General features: G+C 40.2%; 24 protein-coding genes and 2 tRNA genes. 17 read left to right on the top strand and 9 right to left on the bottom strand.

The window, feature by feature from the left end; genetic code table 11:
- Positions 1-2: 2 nt before the first annotated feature.
- A tRNA-Asn gene (locus JNO66_RS11530) sits at positions 3-77 on the top strand.
- 11 nt (positions 78-88) lie between these two features.
- A tRNA-Thr gene (locus JNO66_RS11535) sits at positions 89-161 on the top strand.
- A 112-nt stretch (positions 162-273) separates the two neighbouring features.
- Here the strand turns inward: JNO66_RS11535 and JNO66_RS11540 are convergent.
- Positions 274-540 (bottom strand): DUF3986 family protein, encoded by a 267-nt coding sequence (locus JNO66_RS11540; protein ID WP_203088450.1) that lies wholly within the window; start codon positions 538-540, stop codon positions 274-276.
- Positions 541-780: 240 nt separating this feature from the next.
- On the opposite strand from JNO66_RS11540, the gene JNO66_RS11545 reads away from it, so the two are divergent.
- Positions 781-2,130 carry a hypothetical protein gene (locus tag JNO66_RS11545; RefSeq protein WP_203088451.1) on the top strand — a complete coding sequence of 450 codons (1,350 nt, stop codon included), beginning with the start codon at positions 781-783 and terminating at the stop codon, positions 2,128-2,130.
- 253 nt (positions 2,131-2,383) lie between these two features.
- On the opposite strand, the gene JNO66_RS11550 is transcribed toward JNO66_RS11545, so the two are convergent.
- Positions 2,384-2,773 (bottom strand): tautomerase family protein, encoded by a 390-nt coding sequence (locus tag JNO66_RS11550; RefSeq protein ID WP_203088452.1) that lies wholly within the window; start codon positions 2,771-2,773, stop codon positions 2,384-2,386.
- 92 nt (positions 2,774-2,865) lie between these two features.
- Between JNO66_RS11550 and JNO66_RS11555 the strand changes: the two genes are divergently transcribed.
- The 4 genes from JNO66_RS11555 to JNO66_RS11570 all read left to right on the top strand — a co-directional run bounded on the left by JNO66_RS11555 (position 2,866) and on the right by JNO66_RS11570 (position 6,344).
- Positions 2,866-3,723, top strand: a complete 858-nt coding sequence (locus JNO66_RS11555; protein ID WP_203088453.1) for a hypothetical protein — start codon at positions 2,866-2,868, stop codon at positions 3,721-3,723.
- Between the two features lie 22 nt (positions 3,724-3,745).
- Positions 3,746-4,117: an iron chaperone gene (locus JNO66_RS11560; RefSeq protein WP_203088454.1), complete on the top strand. Its 372-nt coding sequence runs from the start codon at positions 3,746-3,748 to the stop codon at positions 4,115-4,117.
- 321 nt (positions 4,118-4,438) lie between these two features.
- Positions 4,439-4,945: an RNA polymerase sigma factor gene (locus tag JNO66_RS11565; protein WP_210340861.1), complete on the top strand. Its 507-nt coding sequence runs from the start codon at positions 4,439-4,441 to the stop codon at positions 4,943-4,945.
- Positions 4,938-6,344, top strand: a complete 1,407-nt coding sequence (locus JNO66_RS11570; RefSeq protein WP_203088456.1) for a hypothetical protein — start codon at positions 4,938-4,940, stop codon at positions 6,342-6,344. The genes JNO66_RS11565 and JNO66_RS11570 overlap by 8 nt, the downstream gene beginning before the upstream one ends.
- 47 nt (positions 6,345-6,391) lie before the next feature.
- On the opposite strand, the gene JNO66_RS11575 is transcribed toward JNO66_RS11570, so the two are convergent.
- Positions 6,392-6,781 (bottom strand): RidA family protein, encoded by a 390-nt coding sequence (locus JNO66_RS11575; RefSeq protein WP_203088457.1) that lies wholly within the window; start codon positions 6,779-6,781, stop codon positions 6,392-6,394.
- A 93-nt stretch (positions 6,782-6,874) separates the two neighbouring features.
- On the opposite strand from JNO66_RS11575, the gene JNO66_RS11580 reads away from it, so the two are divergent.
- Positions 6,875-7,021, top strand: a complete 147-nt coding sequence (locus tag JNO66_RS11580; protein ID WP_203089396.1) for a hypothetical protein — start codon at positions 6,875-6,877, stop codon at positions 7,019-7,021.
- 15 nt (positions 7,022-7,036) lie between these two features.
- Positions 7,037-7,819: an MBL fold metallo-hydrolase gene (locus JNO66_RS11585; RefSeq protein ID WP_203088458.1), complete on the top strand. Its 783-nt coding sequence runs from the start codon at positions 7,037-7,039 to the stop codon at positions 7,817-7,819.
- 8 nt (positions 7,820-7,827) lie between these two features.
- Here JNO66_RS11585 and JNO66_RS11590 read toward each other — a convergent pair whose 3' ends face one another.
- Positions 7,828-8,418: a hypothetical protein gene (locus JNO66_RS11590; RefSeq protein ID WP_203088459.1), complete on the bottom strand. Its 591-nt coding sequence runs from the start codon at positions 8,416-8,418 to the stop codon at positions 7,828-7,830.
- Between the two features lie 66 nt (positions 8,419-8,484).
- Here JNO66_RS11590 and JNO66_RS11595 point away from each other — a divergent pair, with 66 nt between their 5' ends.
- Entirely contained in the window at positions 8,485-8,949 is a 465-nt protein-coding gene (locus JNO66_RS11595) for a DUF7878 domain-containing protein (RefSeq protein ID WP_203088460.1), read from the top strand.
- Here JNO66_RS11595 and JNO66_RS11600 read toward each other — a convergent pair.
- Positions 8,946-9,419: a DinB family protein gene (locus JNO66_RS11600; protein WP_203088461.1), complete on the bottom strand. Its 474-nt coding sequence runs from the start codon at positions 9,417-9,419 to the stop codon at positions 8,946-8,948. The genes JNO66_RS11595 and JNO66_RS11600 overlap by 4 nt on opposite strands.
- A 61-nt stretch (positions 9,420-9,480) precedes the next feature.
- On the bottom strand, positions 9,481-10,338 hold the full coding sequence (locus JNO66_RS11605) for a LysR substrate-binding domain-containing protein (RefSeq protein WP_203088462.1): 858 nt from the start codon (positions 10,336-10,338) through the stop codon (positions 9,481-9,483).
- 109 nt (positions 10,339-10,447) lie between these two features.
- Here JNO66_RS11605 and JNO66_RS11610 point away from each other — a divergent pair, with 109 nt between their 5' ends.
- Together JNO66_RS11610 and JNO66_RS11615 are read left to right on the top strand one after the other, a co-directional pair.
- Positions 10,448-11,434: a YeiH family protein gene (locus tag JNO66_RS11610; RefSeq protein ID WP_203088463.1), complete on the top strand. Its 987-nt coding sequence runs from the start codon at positions 10,448-10,450 to the stop codon at positions 11,432-11,434.
- Between the two features lie 69 nt (positions 11,435-11,503).
- Complete coding sequence (locus tag JNO66_RS11615) at positions 11,504-11,647, top strand: hypothetical protein (RefSeq protein WP_203088464.1); 144 nt, start codon at positions 11,504-11,506, stop codon at positions 11,645-11,647.
- 40 nt (positions 11,648-11,687) lie between these two features.
- On the opposite strand, the gene JNO66_RS11620 is transcribed toward JNO66_RS11615, so the two are convergent.
- From JNO66_RS11620 to JNO66_RS11630, 3 genes are read right to left on the bottom strand one after another with little or no spacing between them, the layout of a single operon-like run.
- Positions 11,688-11,834 carry a hypothetical protein gene (locus JNO66_RS11620; RefSeq protein ID WP_203088465.1) on the bottom strand — a complete coding sequence of 49 codons (147 nt, stop codon included), beginning with the start codon at positions 11,832-11,834 and terminating at the stop codon, positions 11,688-11,690.
- 16 nt (positions 11,835-11,850) lie between these two features.
- On the bottom strand, positions 11,851-13,044 hold the full coding sequence (locus JNO66_RS11625; protein WP_203088466.1) for a hypothetical protein: 1,194 nt from the start codon (positions 13,042-13,044) through the stop codon (positions 11,851-11,853).
- Between the two features lie 2 nt (positions 13,045-13,046).
- Positions 13,047-13,511: an RNA polymerase sigma factor gene (locus tag JNO66_RS11630; RefSeq protein WP_246483267.1), complete on the bottom strand. Its 465-nt coding sequence runs from the start codon at positions 13,509-13,511 to the stop codon at positions 13,047-13,049.
- 263 nt (positions 13,512-13,774) lie between these two features.
- Here JNO66_RS11630 and JNO66_RS11635 point away from each other — a divergent pair, with 263 nt between their 5' ends.
- The 5 genes from JNO66_RS11635 to JNO66_RS11655 all read left to right on the top strand — a co-directional run bounded on the left by JNO66_RS11635 (position 13,775) and on the right by JNO66_RS11655 (position 17,906).
- Positions 13,775-15,124: a TRAP transporter large permease subunit gene (locus tag JNO66_RS11635; RefSeq protein WP_203088467.1), complete on the top strand. Its 1,350-nt coding sequence runs from the start codon at positions 13,775-13,777 to the stop codon at positions 15,122-15,124.
- 14 nt (positions 15,125-15,138) lie between these two features.
- Positions 15,139-15,372 carry a hypothetical protein gene (locus tag JNO66_RS11640; protein WP_203088468.1) on the top strand — a complete coding sequence of 78 codons (234 nt, stop codon included), beginning with the start codon at positions 15,139-15,141 and terminating at the stop codon, positions 15,370-15,372.
- A 1-nt stretch (position 15,373) separates the two neighbouring features.
- A complete protein-coding gene (locus JNO66_RS11645; protein WP_203088469.1) occupies positions 15,374-16,009 on the top strand; it encodes an RraA family protein in 636 nt (211 codons plus the stop codon).
- 120 nt (positions 16,010-16,129) lie between these two features.
- Positions 16,130-16,990, top strand: a complete 861-nt coding sequence (locus JNO66_RS11650) for a MurR/RpiR family transcriptional regulator (protein WP_203088470.1) — start codon at positions 16,130-16,132, stop codon at positions 16,988-16,990.
- 22 nt (positions 16,991-17,012) lie between these two features.
- Positions 17,013-17,906 (top strand): DUF1932 domain-containing protein, encoded by an 894-nt coding sequence (locus JNO66_RS11655; protein ID WP_203088471.1) that lies wholly within the window; start codon positions 17,013-17,015, stop codon positions 17,904-17,906.
- The last annotated feature ends 33 nt before the right edge of the window (positions 17,907-17,939 follow it).

Raw genomic sequence — 17,939 nt, forward strand, 5'->3', positions numbered from 1 at the left:
ATTCCACAGTAGCTCAGTGGTAGAGCAATCGGCTGTTAACCGATCGGTCGTAGGTTCGAGTCCTACCTGTGGAGCCAATATTTGCTTTGCTTCCATAGCTCAGCAGGTAGAGCACCACCATGGTAAGGTGGGGGTCAGCGGTTCGAATCCGCTTGGAAGCTTATATAGAAGTATTCCGCAAAAAGGTTTCTCCGAGGATGGAGAAGCTTATTTTTTTGGTTTTATTGCTAAATAGAGCATTTGCTACAAAATAAACTATTACATAAATGATGATTACAATCTAACTATGAACTGTTTTAGAAACTCATTTCCTCTTTCTTGTGTAAGCTCTCTTTCTGTTATTGAATACATCCCCACCAAGCAACCAAAGCCCTCTAAGAACGGATATAGTTTCGTATTAGGAATTTTGAACTCATATTCCTCCTCGTTATAAAAAAGGCACCAAATATCTTCATTTACAACTTTAAAAAAAATTCCTTCAATATCATGGTTGTTTTCATAATACCCAACATGCATATGAATGGTTTCATCAAAAAGCACAGCAAAACCCCTCCAAAGTGTTATTTTAAAGCTAGCCTTATCAAGAACGCAACGAAGATGACAGTAGCAGATATGATAATCATATCAGAAGTCATAGAGGTTTATAAATACAAGCGTTCATAAGGATCTATTCAACTATTATAGAAAATCACCTCTAATTCTCTTCCACAAATCATGTTTCTAATCCCAACATAAGGGAATGGGTTCCTAAATAACTCAAAAACAAGGGAGGGAAGATCTTTGAGGAGATATATGAAGATAGGTGTATTCATTTCTGTATGTGCTTTAGCTGTGGCGTGTAACACTTCGACTGACACAAATACTCCTGCGCAAAACGAACCGACATCGGATGAATCACAGCAAGCAGAGACTGAAACAACTGAGAGCGATGAGGACGACGAAGAAGGGCTAGAGAGCGATGCTGAATCTGAAAACGATAATGAAGAAAACGTTGAGTCAAATGAAGACGATGAAGTAGAGACGAGTAACGAAGAGCCAGTGGAAACAGAAGATCTTGCAGTTTCAGAGGAAGAGAACAATGACGACGAAGAATACACCGAAGAACAGGTAAGCGGTGGGTACCTTATTTATACAGAGGTTCTTGAAGGTCAAGATTTAGTCTATTCATTTGTTCGTACTCCAGAAGATTTAAATGTAGAGGAGCGGTTTCATCAATCTTTAATGAATAGCGATCAATCTCAACAAGAACTGTTTTCAAATGTGTATGACTTTGAATTAGATGGAACAACAGCTAACTTTTATTACGATGAGAATGAGACATTAAGTATGGCGTCTTCAGAGTCGTCGATATTTTGGAGTATGCTTGATGAAATTGGTTTTAGGTTTGGTGTAGAGGAAGCAAATCTATTTAATCAAGATGGAGAAAGAGGAATACAGTTTGCTGAGAACGAGTGGAATGAACCGATCGAGGTAGAAAATGAGCTAAATCGTGGTTATTATGTTCTCACCGAAGAGACCTCAGATGATGGCGAGCCTCTTTATATTAGTGGTGCCGTAGCTGGGGAGGAGATGAGTGATTCGAATGGTGAAGCATTTACATTTGAACAAACGCTTGAAGCCATGGCAACGGTAAACGAGAATGACGGGCTATATCAAACAGGGATATATGAAGAGCTAACCATTCAAGAGGCGGAGATAGAAGACGGTCTAGCAACGGTTCGTTATGAAGTCACGCGAGACGAACAAGCTCCTGAAGAAGAGCGAATTCAATTTGAACATGTGGTTCAACTGGCTGCTCTTGATTTTCAAGTAAACGAATTACAACTGATCAATGAAACCGATCGGGTGATCTCAACCTATCCTTTAAATGAATTGGCTGACCTAAGTGTTGAAAATGATGAATCAGAGAATCAGTCAAAGATTGAAAAGGAAGATGTTTCCGATTTGGTCTATGATTATATTAGAGAAAATGATGCGTTTGATACAGAAGAGATCGGTATGATGGTAGAAGAGCGAGAGGGAGAGGACCACTATGCTGTAGCTGTCGGTTCTTCAAGTGAAGAGAAGTTCACCACGTATGCTTGGTATCAAGTTGATAAGGAGACAGGCGAGGTTGAAGAGCGGGAATGAGTGAATTTCTTCTATACTCAGGACGGAATTCCATTTTTTGTATAAACGTGCACGATTGATATTCAAGTGCACGTTCTTTAGATGTTCTATGATACTATTAATAAAAAAGGATGGATGCGGTGATGTCAGTAGTTAGTGTAACTATAAGCGAGTTTAGATGGACTGATCTCGGGTTTGAACTGTTACCGATTGTTCTTTTAGCTGGTGTGATTATGGTGGGTTTTAAGAGCCTGAAAAGCTTGAGAAGGTCTACTTAGAGATCCACTTTATAGTCTAATGATAATTCATCTCCCGGGAGACCACGAATACCCCAGTTGTGTTTTGGTGTTTCAGAGATCGTTATCTCGACATCGTGAGGGGACAGTTGTAGCTGCTCTTCAAGCCGGTTGAATAGAAGATGAATCAGTTTCTTTTTCGTGTCTATACTTCTGCCTTCAAAAATACTAATTTCAATGATCGTATAGGCTGTCGATCGACTTAAGTCATAGTAAAAGTCGTCTTTTTCCATGGGGAAGAATCGATGAAATCTTTTATTCGTCGGGTAGTCAAATGCATCGACCAAACAAGTGTGAATCACGTCAGAAAGTGTAGCTTTTATAGGGTTTAGCTTTTCTTTTAATCCATAGATCTTAACTTGGCCCATAATGAATCACACCTTTTTCCAAGATAATTAACTACACACTCCCTTCTATAAACATATCCTGATTCCTTCATAAACTAAAGGAGGGTTCTATCATGTATTTTCCAAAATACTGGGCAAAATCAGTAGTAGATGAAAGAGAAGCTTCTGGGACTCAATTCTCCATTCCTGTGTGGCGGTGGTCCGACCATAGCTTGGATGATGCACAGCAACAGGCAAACCAAGCAGCTGCACATTTGCAAAATCGCATTCGTTCTGGTGAGTATTTGTCTAATGAATATTATGGCGATCGTCCGGTTCGAGAAGAAGTGATCTTTGAACAGAAAGATGAGCAAGGCTCGGTTGAACTGGTCATCACAAGAAATGCGCAGGGGTGTCTGGTATTGAATTCAGCACATGCGATGTTTGTGGATGTGGATATTGAAGAACCTACTCAGACGTTATTCAGTCGAATTGTTGGTATCTTCTTTAAGCCAGATGTAGAACCTGAAACGCCTGAGGAAGCAGCTATTAAGCATATAAGAGGCTGGGTAGAAGAGCATTCGGATAGAGGCGTGCGTGTGTATCGAACACGGGGTGGGTTGCGTTACCTACTTACGCATAAAGTCTACACACCGGGTGATGCGGAGTCAGATCAGTTATTAGAGCAGTTTAACAGTGATCCGCAGTACCGAATGCTTTGTACCGCTCAGGAAAGCTTTCGAGCGCGGTTAACACCTAAACCGAAACGAATTGGTATGCATCAACCCCCAGTGCGTTTTCCATACTTAGATAAAGAGGACAAACAGCAGCTCGATCAATGGGAGAAGAACTACAAAAACGTTTCTTCTGAGTGGCGAACGTGTGAGCATGTTGCCACGTTTGGGAATCCGACAATCCATCCTAAGGTACAAGATGTAATAGACCTACATGATCAAATGACTGAATTACATAAAGATTTGCCATTAGCTTAATCAATGAAAAAGGAGCGTTTATATGGACGTATTTGCAGAGTTTTTAGAGGGTATTGATAATCCCGATCATCGAGCGAGAACAGAAGAGGTATTAGCATGGGTGCTTAAAACCTATCCAGAGCTCAAGCCAAAGATCGCATGGAACCAACCGATGTTTACTCATCATGAAACATTCATTATTGGATTTAGTGTTGCAAAGCAGCATTTAGCTGTAGCACCGGAAAAGGTTGTCATTGACCGTTTTTCTAATGAGATTAAAGAAGCTGGATATGATCATACGGCTCAATTAGTTCGAATGAAGTGGAAGATGCCGACTGACTTTTCTCTCATCGGTAAGCTGATTGATTTTAATATTCAAGATAAGGCTGAAGTGACAACATTTTGGCGTAAGTAGTGAAGGGCGAAACAAGCGGATAGTGCTTGTTTCGCTTTTTTTGGCATGATTTCTTACTTATATTGGCCTTCTCCGTGGTAACAGTAGAGCGTGATTTGGTTTAAGGGGCTAGAGCTTGGTGGGATTGACGGTCAGCTTGATAAAATTGATCTTTTTCTTATCAAAAGGCAGACTGTTTTTACTAACGGATAGATATCACTTGGTATGCATTAAAAAAATGATCAAATGTTAAAATTTGTGCCACTTTTTGTGATTTGCTTACGTCTATATAAGTGAAGGGAGAGTGAGACGTTTTTGGAGGATAAAGAACTGGTACATAGGATGTTAAATGGAGATGAATTGGCCTTAGAGGCTTTACATAAACGGTATGCTCGTCAAATCTATCATTATATCTTCACTGAGACGAGTAGTTATGATGCAGCGGAGGAGATTCTTCAAGAGGTCTTTTACAAGGTAGCGACTAAAATCCGTCACTTTAAACAACGCTCATCGTTTAAGACATGGATCTATGTTATTACAAGACACGCCATTATTGATTATTATCGTAAACAGGAAACTCAACCGAAGACTGTTCCATTGCAAGAAGAGTTCATTGACTACCATGGAGGAGTGGGTCAAGGAGAGCAGCTATCAGAGCTTCAACATCTTATTAACCAGCTACCATTAAAATACAGACGAATTATGCATTTGAGGTATATTGAGGAATTCTCATTAATTGATACAGCAAGGATCACAGGGGTTTCTGTCATGTCGGTTAAGTCTACGCAAAAGCGTGCGAAAAAGTTGCTGAAGACACAGCGAGATGAGGGGGTAGCGTGTAATGGATAATCCCAAAGAGAAGAAATACATTGTCTTACCCCATAGTGCCTACACAAAAAGCTTAAATGCTTTCAAACAAGGTATGCAGGACGGAGCAGAGCCAAAGCCTAAAAGCAGAGGTGCATATATCGCCTCAAGTCTTGGAGCCGCTGCGTTACTCGGATTTATTATTTTCACTTTTTTACCAGTAAATGACAACCAAGAACAGCCGGCGGATGAAGAAAATCAAGTGGAAAAAGTGGAAGACGTGATGGAAGAGAAAGCTGTAGATTTTGATGAGATTGATGTGAATGAGGAGTTGCTTTCGGAGGTAGTGGAGAGAGATCAGTATACGTTTTCTGATGTAGTCCAGAACGATCAGTATGAGCTTAGTGAGAGTAGTGGAGGGGGAGATCGACCGTTTCATCATGATGAACTTCAAGTGTTGGTACCGGATGGTTGGGAGCTGAGCAGAAGTAATGATGCTTTTGCTAATGGAACCAAAACGATTTTAACGGGATTTGGTGGAGTTCAACAAACGATATTAATTTTTGATAATGAAGCTTCCCAAGAAGAGGTTAATCATGCGAGGGCAGAGTTGTTGTCAGATATTGTGTATACAAAGGCGACAGAAGTTCCGATGGATTGGTTAAGATACTTATTTGAAGAAGAACACCGGCTAGGAATTGAGTTCCATTTTTATAGTAGATATAATAATCGGTTTGCAATTGAGTTAGATGATACGACTAAAATGTATACATTACTAAATGAGAATGATAAACGGTTGTACGATTATGTTGAAGCCGATTTATTTGGGAAGAAACTCATTCTATTAACGGATATCAATTCGACTCATTCTAGTAAACTTGCTTCAACGTATGTTACATTGAGTGCTATTACTCCAAGTGACCTTAACGATATGGTGGCGGCTTATGGACCTTACGAGAATAAGTATGGCAGGCGCTCATCGATCACCATCTTAACAGGAATGCCTACGTATGACTTCACAGAATTGCTCCTTTATGAGCATGAACTAGGGTTTACAAGTTATCTAGAAGAGGGAACAGAAGTACAAAAAATTGAGCGGAATGGATTCACAGAGTGGAAATTTGTTCATGAGAAGAATGGAAACAATAGTTACTATTCGTTTGGAAAATTAGATCCATCAGTTTCAATTGAAGATGCGAAGGAAACGTTAATTAATGGGTATGAGTTTGATCCTCAATATGTTGAAGGGGCAAGTCACGTAAGCTTCTATCACATATTGCGACAAGGTCAGGCTAATGAGATGCTGAGGACGTTTGAACTGGTGCAAAAACAAGGAAACTGGTACTACATCTTCACGCAAGCGGATAATCGTGAGGGATTCTACTCTCCCAAAATCGGCGGATTAGCAACCAAATTCCAACAAGAAATCATGTTCCACTAAACAACAAAAGGACGTTCTGCCTCATGCAGAGCGTCCTTTAGTCTTTACTAGAGCTCCTTACATGCCCAAGCATCAATCTCCACTTTAAACGATGGAGCGGCGAGTGCTACTACGTATATCAACGTGGTACATGGGAGGTGGCCATCTAGAAAGTCATGAACAACCTGTCTCTGTTTATCTGTATCAAATTCTCCGACTAAATAGAAAACTAGCTTTGTTAAGTCTTTTATTTCCATCTCTGCTTCATCGAGGTTCAGTTTAATGTTGTGAAGTGCTAGTTTTAGTTGTTCAATGGGATCTTCAGGAATCTCATTGTTTACGCTCATCCCAAGCTGACCTGACAGGGTAAGCCACCGGTTAGGGCCTGTTACTTCCAGTTGATGAACATAGGGGGCTACTGGTTGATGGATCGTTTTAGGGTTTCTTGATGTTTTCATAGATTGTCTCCATTTCTACTTTATTTTCCTTGCAGGAATTACCTTATGTATCTTGAATGGTACTGTATATCTGTTTAAAGGGGAGTGTTCTCTGTGCAGGACCGTATTTTAAATGACAACCGGGAGGAGTATGAACACCTTCTACTCTTTATCACAATCTGTTCATTCCTTACGTTTAAGAAAATGAAAAAGCTAGAACGGTATAAAAAGAAACTGAAAGATCAGCTTCATATAACATAAAAAAGGAGAGAAACAATGCTTAAGGATCCGTGGTTTACCGTTCAAGAGATTGACCCGTCCACATTTGCGATTAGCGAATATGGTCATTGGGAGAAGGTGCATTCGTTTCTCCTCATTGGAGAAACGAGAGCTACACTAATAGACACAGGCCTTGGAATTGATGATCTGTCTAGAGTGACCTCGCAGTTAACAACGCTACCTATTGATGTATTGACTACACATGTACATGCAGACCATATCGGAAGCCATGATCGATATGAGCGGATCTTTGTACATGAGGCAGATCAAGATTGGTTAGTTAACGGAATACAAGGACTCTCAATAGAACACATTCGAAAGGACATGAGTCGAGATATTACGATTCCACCCCCTGACACCTTTGATCCTAAAACGTATCAACCGTTTCAAGGTGAGCCAGCTGGTTTGCTAGTTGATGGGGCCGTTTTTGATGGTGGTAGCCGAAAACTAATGGTCTTACATACGCCAGGTCATTCGCCGGGGCACCTCTCGTTTTTTGAAAGAGATACTGGCTATTTGTTTACCGGAGATTTGTTATACGACACCACACCTGTTTATGCTCACTATCCTTCAACCAGTCCTGTTGATCTCGCGCACTCCTTAGAGAAAATTGCTGCACTTGAAGGCGTCACTAAGGTGTATGGAGCTCATAATACATTAGGGCTTTCTCCTACGATCCTAAATGAAGTACGTGTTGCAGTTCCCTTTTTGAGAGAACATAACTTACTCCGTTTTGGGACGGGGATACACCAGTTTAATGGGTTTAGTGTTCAGTTCTAAATTTTCTATTAATACATTAGTTCAAATGTGTTGTCAGGCTTGGATCGCTTTGGCATATCCTGATATTCCTTGAAGACAAGCGTAAGTCCCGTTTCCTGATTAGGCAGAGCAGGGCTAATGACAAAGCTTGTATTCATGTGTTCACCTGAGCCACCTCCACCTCGCCACTGACATTCATAATCCGTATTACTCCCTTTAATGATAAGCTCATAAAAGGGGTGCTCTTGAACGTCTGAATGGTAATCAGATGCTAGATTAAGCACACTCGCATTCTTATACTGTTTTATAAGAGTAATTGAATGAAACGCGTCTCCACTATCCATGCCTTTTAAGACAGGGATATTTTTTATAAAGCCTTTTGGTTCAATAATTGGCTTATGCTCATCCTCATAAAAGAGGGTGGAGAATAAGCTATGTAAGAAGGCTTCTTCAAATTGAAGGTCTTTTGCCCACCTTGAGAGAAGAGACTGATGAGGGAAGCCTGGGTTATTCTGCGTGCGTTGCTTTCGTTCAGAGAGCAGCTTTAGGATTTCTTTATCTATATTCTTTATTGATTCATCATAATAATCTGCAGGTGGTTTAAGTGAAACTTGATGCATGTAGGTTTTCCCCCAATATCTTTAAGTTAATGTAAGGAGTAAAAAAGGAATGGATCAAAGGCTATTATGTTTCATTTTACAATAACTAGTCCATCACATGTATTATCAAATAAAAATCGTAGCGATGTCTCTGCGATCTTATGTGTAGAAGCGACTCTTACCATATGGCATGATCAACAGTTGTTTGTAAGAATTGAAGGACTCACCATACTAGAATTTTATAAAAGCTTAATTGAATGGATAAAGTTAGATCATAAAGATAAACTTCAAGCATTTACCTATTTCTCTATTGACCATGATGAAAGTGAGGGTCCGATTCTTTCTCTTGTTCCTTATTATGACAAGGTTTCAATGCAATCAATCTGGAGTGAGCAAGAACAACCTCTTATACTTGAACAAAAAGAAGTGCTAGAGGCATTTATTTCATTAGAGCAAGACTTACAGAAAGAGATTGAGCGAACCTTTACGATTGATCTTGAACTTTTTATAAAGCATATTCAATATCGAATTTACGAGTCTACAAGCGATTAAACCGATTGGCTTGAAATACACTTCTTTAAGTCAAGAATCGCTTGGAGGTGCATACCTTCATGGTAAATCGTGCGAATTAGTACTTGCTCAATGGTTTCCATTCCCATTTCCGTCGGAGGAAAGATTTCGGTAAGTCTATTACCGTAGGTTTTACGTAAATGTTCGGGTTGGTTGCTTAGCAGTTGCTTTAGTTCGGGTAAGCCTGGCGTATTGGCTTGAAAATTAGCTGGGGACGTACCAAACCCAAACCATTGCTCATATGCATCAGGTACACCGGTAGGTTCTTTTGTTAGAGCTCTGATCCAATTGTACTGATCCAAATAGATGTGCCCAAGATTCCATCGTATATTATTGTTGAAGGCAGGGGGAATAATGTCTGCTTCCTCCTCTGTAATGTCTTCTACTGTGGTGAGGAGCCATTCTCTATAGGTTTTTAATTGAAAAAGAAGATTTGATTGTGTTGAATTCATGTGATCACCTTTTCCATGTTTTCTTTTTACATTCGCTAGTAATGTCTGTATTCCTTCTTGCTTATAAATACCCCAACAATAACTCCAAATTTCTCCCTGGGATCGTACCCTTGGTTAAAACATAAGAGAAGGATCTTTCTTCCTGTAGTCCAGCGATGTCTACGGTCTGTAACGTCTGATCTTTCAATTCGTTTTGAATGGTTGCCTCTGATAAAAACGCATAGCCTAGGTTATTTTTTACGCTTTCTTTAATACCATGAGTAGAACTAAAGACAATGGTAGACCCAAGCTCAATGTGATTTGTATCTACTAAGTGGTCGAAGGAGGAGCGCGTACCAGACCCGGATTCTCGTATGACCCATGTTCGATTTTGTAATTCTCCTATTCCAATCGGCTTGTCTACTAGGCCAGAGCATACAATGCGTAATCGATCCTGCTGAAATGGAGTAAGGATCACTTCTTTTAAGGTCGTTTCACTCTCTACAAAGCCAATGTCCACTTCAAAGGACCTGACGGCGTCTATAACAGAATGAGAGTTACCCATGGTAATGCTAATCTCAATGAGTGGATGATCCTTACGTAAGCGAGCAATGAGCTGAGGAAGGATATATTCCCCTATCGTGAAGCTTGTCCCAATTCTGATGTGTCCTTCTGCTTGTTGCTGTTTTTGATAGAGTGATTCTTTCGTTTGCTCATACAAAGCTTTCATCTTTAAGGCTTGCTCATAGAAAAAAGCACCTTCTGCTGTAACATGAAGAGATTTAGTGGTTCGATGAAACAAGGTTGAGGAGAACTCTCGCTCCAAATTGCGAATATGAACGCTAATTGTTGGTTGGGAGAGCGAACGTCTGACGGCTGTTTTTGTGAAATTGCGTTCTTGAACAAGTGTGATGAATGTCTCAAGCTCATCCATGTGCATGCACTTCATCCTTTATTATTATGATTTTTAATTAATATCATTATATATATTTATTTCACAAATAAAAAGAAGGAGAGTAAGCTTGAGATAGACATCAGGGGGAGATTGTATGTGCAGTGGAAACTTTTGGGCAGGATTAGGATTAACCTTTATTATTGCTGGTATCGCTTACTTTGTGGCAAGGGTTCCTTACTTGGAGATTGTGGGTCAATTAGTCATTGCGATAATACTTGGCTTAGTATGGAATGGAACGATTGGAGTCAAGCAACCATTTCGATCAGGTATCGAGTATGCGAGCTCGAGGCTGCTTAGAGTGGGCATTGTCTTATTAGGCTTACGATTAAACTTGATGGATATTTATCATGCTGGACTACCAGTCTTTTTTTATGCGTTTGTGTTATTGGTGACTACGATTGCGATTGTGTATGGTCTATGTCGTGCATTTCGAGTAAATCAAACAGTAAGTCTGTTAACTGCATGTGGAACGGCAATATGTGGAGCGGCTGCTATATTAGCGATTGCGCCTATTGTTAAAGCAAAGGAACAAAGTATTGGCGTAGCCGTAGCTGTTATTGCGTTACTAGGAACAAGTTTCACCATCGTCTATACCGTTTTGTATACCTGGCTGCCTTTATCAGACTATCAGTTTGGGGTTTTTGCAGGAGGTACGTTGCATGAAGTAGCACATGTGGTTGCGGCTTCTTCTGTTGGGGGGGAGCAGGCAGAGAACATGGGGATCGTTGTAAAATTAACAAGAGTAGCGTTGTTAGTACCGGTGGCTTTTAGTGTGATGGTTTGGTTGGACAAAGGTAATAAGCAAGCGCGAGTAAATAAAGCGCCACCCATTCCATGGTTTCTTTTTGGTTTTGTGGCGATGAGTGTGTTGAACACAATAGGTATCATACCACAAATGATTATTGATGGATGTATTGTGATTTCCTATTTATTACTTGCCATGGCGATGGCTGGTTTAGGCTTAAAAATGGATGTAGGAATTCTAAGGAAACAAGGAGGTATTGTCTTACTGGCTGCTTTAATTGGTTCGGTTATTCTTGTATTAGTAGGCTATCTGTTTCTTAATTGGTTACCTATCTAGTGTGTTTGCCCCGTCCCTAAGCGGGTATAGATAGGTAAAAAGAGAAGAGAACCAATGGAGGTCATCATCATGGAAACGTTTCAAGTGCTTATGGGGGTAACGAGCCTAAGTGTCCTGTTAGCTGCCTACGCCGAAACGAATGAAGCGAAAGCTAAGCTGATCAAAGAGAGTGCAGCTAACCAACTTGCTCCAATCAGCAAAAAAAATAAATAGAAAAGAGGTGAAACGGATCATTCTGTTTCACCTCTTTTTATTAAGTGGGACTCACTTGTTTAATGAGAATGAAGAAAGGTCCAAGTTGTTTTTTAAATAAGAATGGGCGTTTTCGAATAAAAGCTTCCATCTCCGCTTGCTGTTGTAGATCTCTTATCCGAGCTTTAATACATTCAAGCTCAAGCATAGGGTAAAACCTCCTTTTAAAGAGTCAGTTCTCCGATGTTATCCAGCCCTTCTTTTAATTCCTGCTTAGACAAATCAATGACCTCGCCATGATTCGTTTGAAGTAAACGTTGAATGAGCGCTTTTTGACTGGACGACACAGTATAAATGGTTCCGAATAGATGGATCTCTTGAAGGCGCTGTCCAAGTAGCTCTGGCGTCACAGAATCTGAAAGGGTTAAACTTTTTTCTACTACTAAAGCTGTATCCTCATTCAAGATCTCAGCATCGTCTCCATGCCATTCTTCCTTCTCGACCATACGAACATGGGTAGTGAAGGAAAGGACCTCTGTTTCAATTTGGTCTAACGCTTCATATACTAAGTCCTCCAAGTCCTCAGGGCATATAACATAGGAAGTAGAGTGAATAGAAGAAAAGGCTTTTTCAAAGACTTCCCGTGAAACAGAAGCATCAATTAAAATAGGTTTATTCGTATAGATGGAACGTTGTTTAAAGCGTTTGATCGATTGTTTTGTTAGTGATAGTGTCTTTTTTAACTCAAGGTAATCCGTTGGAATCACTTCCACTTTTCCTAGTACAGTCGCTTTTTTATGGAAAATGTGTTCTTGATGTTTGTACAGTGTCGCTTTGCCAGTTAAGATCACTCGTGCAATCTTTTGCTTGAATAATTCTAGATCCAAATCTGGTTCGATTGATAACTTACCACTAACAAGAAGGGGAGTTTGATTGTTTAGACCTTCTAGATATCCATTTGAAAGTGTTACATTTCCAACAGTATAGTGAGGAAGCTCTTCTTCGTATGTTTCAATTGTTCCACTTGTACTTCGCAGGATCAGACCCGTCGCTCCATGTAAGTGGGGTGGGGTATAAACAACGCCACTTACATATAACTGACATTTTGTTTGTTTTAGCTGTTCAACCGTTACATTCTTATCGATGATACAAACACCGCTAACCATAACCAAAATCGTTTCATCAAAAGCCATGAGGTAGTCTGAATCAATTGTTAAAGATCCACTAACGGATCGTGTATCATGATCAATCTCAAACGTTTTACCAATGTTATTCGCATTTAGCAAAGGAAGCAGATGCGCTGTTTCTCTTGAGTACAATACAAGTCCTACATTGTTAATCTGTTCAATTTCTTTAATGCTTTCTTCTGTTGCTCGGACAATGTTTAACGTACCAATATTTCCGATTTTTCTTCCCATCATTATTCCTCCTCTAAATACTCTCTTAATGTTTTTAGCGCCTGAGCTAGATGATAACGTATAGTTGGTGCACTCAGCCCGGTTTGTTGTGCAATTTCTTTGCTGGTTAATCCAATCCAATACCGTTTAAAGACAATGTCGCTCTGTTGTTTCGGAAGCTTGCTTAGTAATTCGACCATCTCAATCGATGAGATGCCAACTGCTGAGAATACTGGTTCGTATTCATCCTCCCATTCGTCTTCTCGTTGATGCTTACGGCGATGATCAATCAGATTGTTTTTCATCACCCGGTAAAACCAAGCCTTTTGCTTATGACGTGGCCACGTCTGAATCTCTCGTTGGCTTAAGGCTTTTTCAACTGCGTGACTAATCAGATCATCGGCTTCCAAGTTGTGTCTCGCAATCGATCTGGCGAAACGCTTAAGATCTGATTCAAGGTCGATGTACAGCTCCTGCACAAGCATCATTCCTAATCTCCTTGATGTATTTGTTTTAGTGTAGCCGATTCATCTAGATAACGGTTGAAGAAGAGAAAGTGTTGGTGAAATCTAAAAAAAGAATTTGTAGGATTTTATCAGCTTTTGTCAGTGCTTGTAGCAAGAATCTTATCATTTTTATAAATGAATACGTTTACAAACTCGTAGAACGGTGATAGACTGCTTTTAAGTAATAAATATTACTTTTTAAACTTATATGTAATAAAATATACTATAGGTAAGGAGCATGTCTTATGGGTATCGCTGTGTGGGCTTTAGCAGCCTTTATCGTTATCGTCTTAATTTGGGCTATCTTTACAAAGCGAAATATTGGTGAAGCCATGATCTTAGGTTTCATTATTACTCTCGTTTTCTCTGGAAGCCGAGCGTTTGAACTTTTTTTACCTAGTTTGATGACAGGGCTTACACATTCTGTTGTGTTTGCTTCGTTAGCGTTTATTTTTATGGCACAACTCATTAATTATACGGGACTTATCGGTAGGATTATTCAAATTTTAAATTCACTAATTGGTCGCTTGCCTGGAGGGGCAGCGTATGTGAATACGTTTGGCTCGGCGCTTTTTGCACTTGTGGCCGGGTCAGGATCTGGAATTGCAGCAACAACAGGTTCGATCACCATTCCTTGGATGGAGAAATCCGGATGGAGGAAGGAACATGCAGCATCCGTTGTAGCAGGTAACTCTGGCTTTGGAAGTATTATTCCTCCAAATTCTACAATGTTTATCATGCTTGGATTTGCTCCAGTAGCAGCTAGTGTGACTGAGAGTGATTTATTTTTAGCCTTATACATTGCTGGTTTGTATGCGTTGATTCATCGTGTTGTGGTTGTGTATGTGATGACGAAGAAATACAACATTCAACCAGTTCATCCTGATTTGATTCAGCCCTTATCAAAATCATTTAGTGAAGGATGGACCTCACTTCTTATTTTCCTAGGAATTATTATTCCGCTCATTATAAACTTTGGTCCGTTATCTAGATGGTTCTTGTCCCATGAAAGCTTGGGTGAGGCTGTAATGAGCTCAATCTCATTCATTGTTTGGGTGCCAGTCTTTATGATTTTCTTCACCTTACTTGTTGGACGTAACCATTTACCAAAAGGAAAAAAACAATGGACGGCTTTCTTCGAAAAAACAGCTCCATCCTATTATGTCATTGGACCTGTCTTAATTTTCACCTTTGCTACAAGCGCTGTTTTAAATGAAATTGGATTAACAGAACAGCTGCAAGCATTAATGACATCGTTCGCATTACCAAAGTGGTTAATGGTCGCTATCGTAGGGATTGTCATTACACTCGTCGCAACACCACTTGCAACGTCTGCAACCATTGCCACCATTGGTCTTGCTTCATTTGGTGCACTAACAGCTGTTGGAGTGGATCCTCTGGTAGCGGTTGTAACGATTATGATGTTTGGGGCAACGGAAGGAAGTACACCAACTTCAGGACCTATTTATGTAGCTACGGGAATGGCGAAGGTTGGACCTGAAAAAACATACGTGCCATTACTTCTTTTCTATACCTTACCTTTAATGATTATTAGCTGGTTAATTGGGATGGGCATCATTCCAATCACATTTTAGGAGGAGAGGCTTCAATGAGGAAAATTATCTTAGGAATTTTTATTCTGTCTGTCATCCTTTTTACAGTCTTAGGAACGGTTTTAGTTTTTGGACAAATGCTAGGCTTGTTCACCTTCCAAGCAAATTGGGTTATCGGGCTTAATGAGAATTTAGCGAGTACTGTTTACTTTATGACATCAATTGCTGCCTTTAGCGGATATTTATTATCTTATTTTAAACAACCAAAGGTAGAGGAAGAGGGGAAGTAACATGACAAATGTAGAATTCAAACCAGTCCCAGATGTGTTACCAGAGGAGTGGGTTCAAAGAGCAAAGAAATTAAGTACAACATTACTTAGTGATGTTGTTGATACTCCACCAGAAATGGACTATCGAATCAAGCCATGTAATATCGATAGTGTAATTGTTGGTTCAGCCGTTACGGTAGATGTAAACGATGGAGATAATCTAGCTGTTCACCATGCCATGTATCAAGCACAGCCTGGACACGTTCTTGTTGTTTCGGCGGGTGGATATGAAAAAAGAGCTGTTATAGGAGAATTGATGGCAAGTGCTGCAGAGGCACTGAACCTAAGCGGATTTATTATAGATGGGTTAATTCGTGATTATCACACGCTTGCTCAATCATCGATCCCTGTGTTCAGTCGTGGAGCAATACCAGGTGGACCAACAAAGAACGGACCAGGAATGATTAATGCTTCTGTGTTCTGTGGTGGAAAAGAAGTTGTGCCAGGTGATTTCATTATGGGAGATGCGGACGGAGTTATCGTCCTACCAAGACACAAGGTAGAAGATGCGTTAACCCGAGCTGAAGAAAAAGGCGCGTACGAGCAAAAAAGGCTTAAAGACATCTCTGAAGGTCAAATCAAACCGAGTTGGTTGTAACGGAGAGGGTTCTACGCATACGTTAAATCGCTATCAATCTCTTTAAAGGATATTAGACACTGTATTCTAAGTTCGATATGATTCTTTTAGATCATATTATCCTTTAAGGAGAGGAAGCAATTGAACAACCCCTTGGAGAAGTTAAAAGAACACGTAGGCTCCTTACCACGATCACAAAAGCTAGTCGTTGATTATATCATTGGTCATTATACAGAAGTTGGTTTTATGACTGTCGAGCAACTAGCAACAAAGGTTGGGACAAGTACAACAACAGTTATGAGACTGATGGCAAACGTTGGCTACTCAGGTTATAGTGACTTTCAAAAGAACCTACAAATAGTCCTAAGAGAAGAATCAGCTCCACAAATAAGATTAGAAGAGAACTTGAGGAATCGTACCCATAGTGAAGGATGGAGACGTCACTATGAACTTCAGTTAGATCAGATTCAGAGGGTCACTGAGTTAAATACAGAGGAAAACTTGGCTGAAGCAGTTAAATTGGTCACCAACGCAAGAAATAGATATTGTACAAGTGTCAGAAGTGGGTTGCCCGTTGCACAGTACTTAACACACAACTTGAATCGAATGATCGGTCAAACGAAACTAACACTTGCTGACTCAAGTGACTGGGCGGATGATGTAATTTCATTTTCAGATCAGGATGTACTCATTGCAGTAAGCTACTCAAGATACGGCTCACGTTTAATGGATTACGTTAATCAGGCTAAGAAAAAAGGCACAAAAATTATCACGATAACAGATAAGCTGTCTTCTCCTCTTACTCCGTACTCGGATGTAATGATTACGTGTCCAGCTGATAGCTTGGCATCACACAATTCTATTGTTTCTTCTATTTTTGTTGTTGATTATCTGATCAGTGCTCTTTCAGTCGAGAAATCAGAAACTATTTCAAAGAGGCTTACGGAGGTTGATCGTATCCTCAAGGACATGGAATACCATGTCTACAAAAAAAGAGAATGATAATTGTAAAGGGTGTTTTTTGATGAAGATCGGATTTCTAGGATTTGGCGAAGCAGCATATGAATTGTCTACAGGATTAAAAGAAGAAGGCTTACAGGCAATTCAAGCCTTTGATATCATGGCAGATGACGAGACGTTTGGTCTGAAGATTAAGGACCGGGCGCAACGTGTTGGAATTGAGCTAAAGACGACCTTAACTGAATTAGTAACAGACATAGAGGTATTGTTCGTTGCTGTCCCTGCAAGTAAAGCGCTCGAAGTAAGTAAAAATGTTCGCGACCAACGCAACGGAAACACATTTTTATATGTAGATGTGTCTGCTTCGACACCTAAGGTAAAGCAAGATATTGAAGCTGGCTTAACAGAGGATGGTATTGCTTTTGTTGATGCTGCTATGCTCGGGCCACTACCTGTATACAAACACAAGGTACCCATCTCAGTAAGTGGAAACGGGACGGATGAGCTGATTGCTAAGATGGAACCATATCATATGAATATTACTTCTGTCGGGAAGCGAGCAGGTGATGCTTCCGCTGTTAAATTAATCCGAAGTGTATTCATGAAAGGGCTTGTGGGTCTTTATTTGGAAACATTAGAAGCCTCGGAAGCTTTTAATGTATCTGAAGAAGTACTATCGTCCTTAGAGAATACGATGGATAGTCATTCCTTTATCGATACATTAAATCGTCTCGTAACAGGAAGCGCAGTCCATGCAGAAAGAAGAGCATTTGAGCTTAGCGGGTCAATTGAAATGATGCAGGAAGCAGGTATCAATGCAAACCTGACTCAGGCTGCCAAAGATCGACTGGTAGAGCTTGCCGAGGTTTCCGTTCCATATCAAGGCGAAGAGAAGCCGGATACGTGGAAACAGGTATTGACGAGGTACGAGCTCTCAAAGAGCAATGAAGGAAAATAAATGTTTAACTTCTAATAACTTCTATGTAGACTA

This window comes from Alkalicoccobacillus gibsonii (assembly GCF_016798245.1).
GTDB lineage: Bacteria > Bacillota > Bacilli > Bacillales > Bacillaceae_D > Alkalicoccobacillus > Alkalicoccobacillus gibsonii.

What these genes read in the sequence shown, in the direction of transcription:
- JNO66_RS11550 (WP_203088452.1), bottom strand. Translation starts at nt 2,773, where the DNA reads ATGGGCCAAGTTAAGATCTATGGATTAAAAGAAAAGCTAAACCCTATA.
- JNO66_RS11555 (WP_203088453.1), top strand. Translation starts at nt 2,866, where the DNA reads ATGTATTTTCCAAAATACTGGGCAAAATCAGTAGTAGATGAAAGAGAA.
- JNO66_RS11560 (WP_203088454.1), top strand. Translation starts at nt 3,746, where the DNA reads ATGGACGTATTTGCAGAGTTTTTAGAGGGTATTGATAATCCCGATCAT.
- JNO66_RS11565 (WP_210340861.1), top strand. Translation starts at nt 4,439, where the DNA reads ATGTTAAATGGAGATGAATTGGCCTTAGAGGCTTTACATAAACGGTAT.
- JNO66_RS11570 (WP_203088456.1), top strand. Translation starts at nt 4,938, where the DNA reads ATGGATAATCCCAAAGAGAAGAAATACATTGTCTTACCCCATAGTGCC.
- JNO66_RS11575 (WP_203088457.1), bottom strand. Translation starts at nt 6,781, where the DNA reads ATGAAAACATCAAGAAACCCTAAAACGATCCATCAACCAGTAGCCCCC.
- JNO66_RS11585 (WP_203088458.1), top strand. Translation starts at nt 7,037, where the DNA reads ATGCTTAAGGATCCGTGGTTTACCGTTCAAGAGATTGACCCGTCCACA.
- JNO66_RS11590 (WP_203088459.1), bottom strand. Translation starts at nt 8,418, where the DNA reads ATGCATCAAGTTTCACTTAAACCACCTGCAGATTATTATGATGAATCA.
- JNO66_RS11595 (WP_203088460.1), top strand. Translation starts at nt 8,485, where the DNA reads ATGTTTCATTTTACAATAACTAGTCCATCACATGTATTATCAAATAAA.
- JNO66_RS11600 (WP_203088461.1), bottom strand. Translation starts at nt 9,419, where the DNA reads ATGAATTCAACACAATCAAATCTTCTTTTTCAATTAAAAACCTATAGA.
- JNO66_RS11605 (WP_203088462.1), bottom strand. Translation starts at nt 10,338, where the DNA reads ATGCACATGGATGAGCTTGAGACATTCATCACACTTGTTCAAGAACGC.
- JNO66_RS11610 (WP_203088463.1), top strand. Translation starts at nt 10,448, where the DNA reads ATGTGCAGTGGAAACTTTTGGGCAGGATTAGGATTAACCTTTATTATT.
- JNO66_RS11615 (WP_203088464.1), top strand. Translation starts at nt 11,504, where the DNA reads ATGGAAACGTTTCAAGTGCTTATGGGGGTAACGAGCCTAAGTGTCCTG.
- JNO66_RS11620 (WP_203088465.1), bottom strand. Translation starts at nt 11,834, where the DNA reads ATGCTTGAGCTTGAATGTATTAAAGCTCGGATAAGAGATCTACAACAG.
- JNO66_RS11625 (WP_203088466.1), bottom strand. Translation starts at nt 13,044, where the DNA reads ATGGGAAGAAAAATCGGAAATATTGGTACGTTAAACATTGTCCGAGCA.
- JNO66_RS11630 (WP_246483267.1), bottom strand. Translation starts at nt 13,511, where the DNA reads ATGATGCTTGTGCAGGAGCTGTACATCGACCTTGAATCAGATCTTAAG.
- JNO66_RS11635 (WP_203088467.1), top strand. Translation starts at nt 13,775, where the DNA reads ATGGGTATCGCTGTGTGGGCTTTAGCAGCCTTTATCGTTATCGTCTTA.
- JNO66_RS11640 (WP_203088468.1), top strand. Translation starts at nt 15,139, where the DNA reads ATGAGGAAAATTATCTTAGGAATTTTTATTCTGTCTGTCATCCTTTTT.
- JNO66_RS11645 (WP_203088469.1), top strand. Translation starts at nt 15,374, where the DNA reads ATGACAAATGTAGAATTCAAACCAGTCCCAGATGTGTTACCAGAGGAG.
- JNO66_RS11655 (WP_203088471.1), top strand. Translation starts at nt 17,013, where the DNA reads ATGAAGATCGGATTTCTAGGATTTGGCGAAGCAGCATATGAATTGTCT.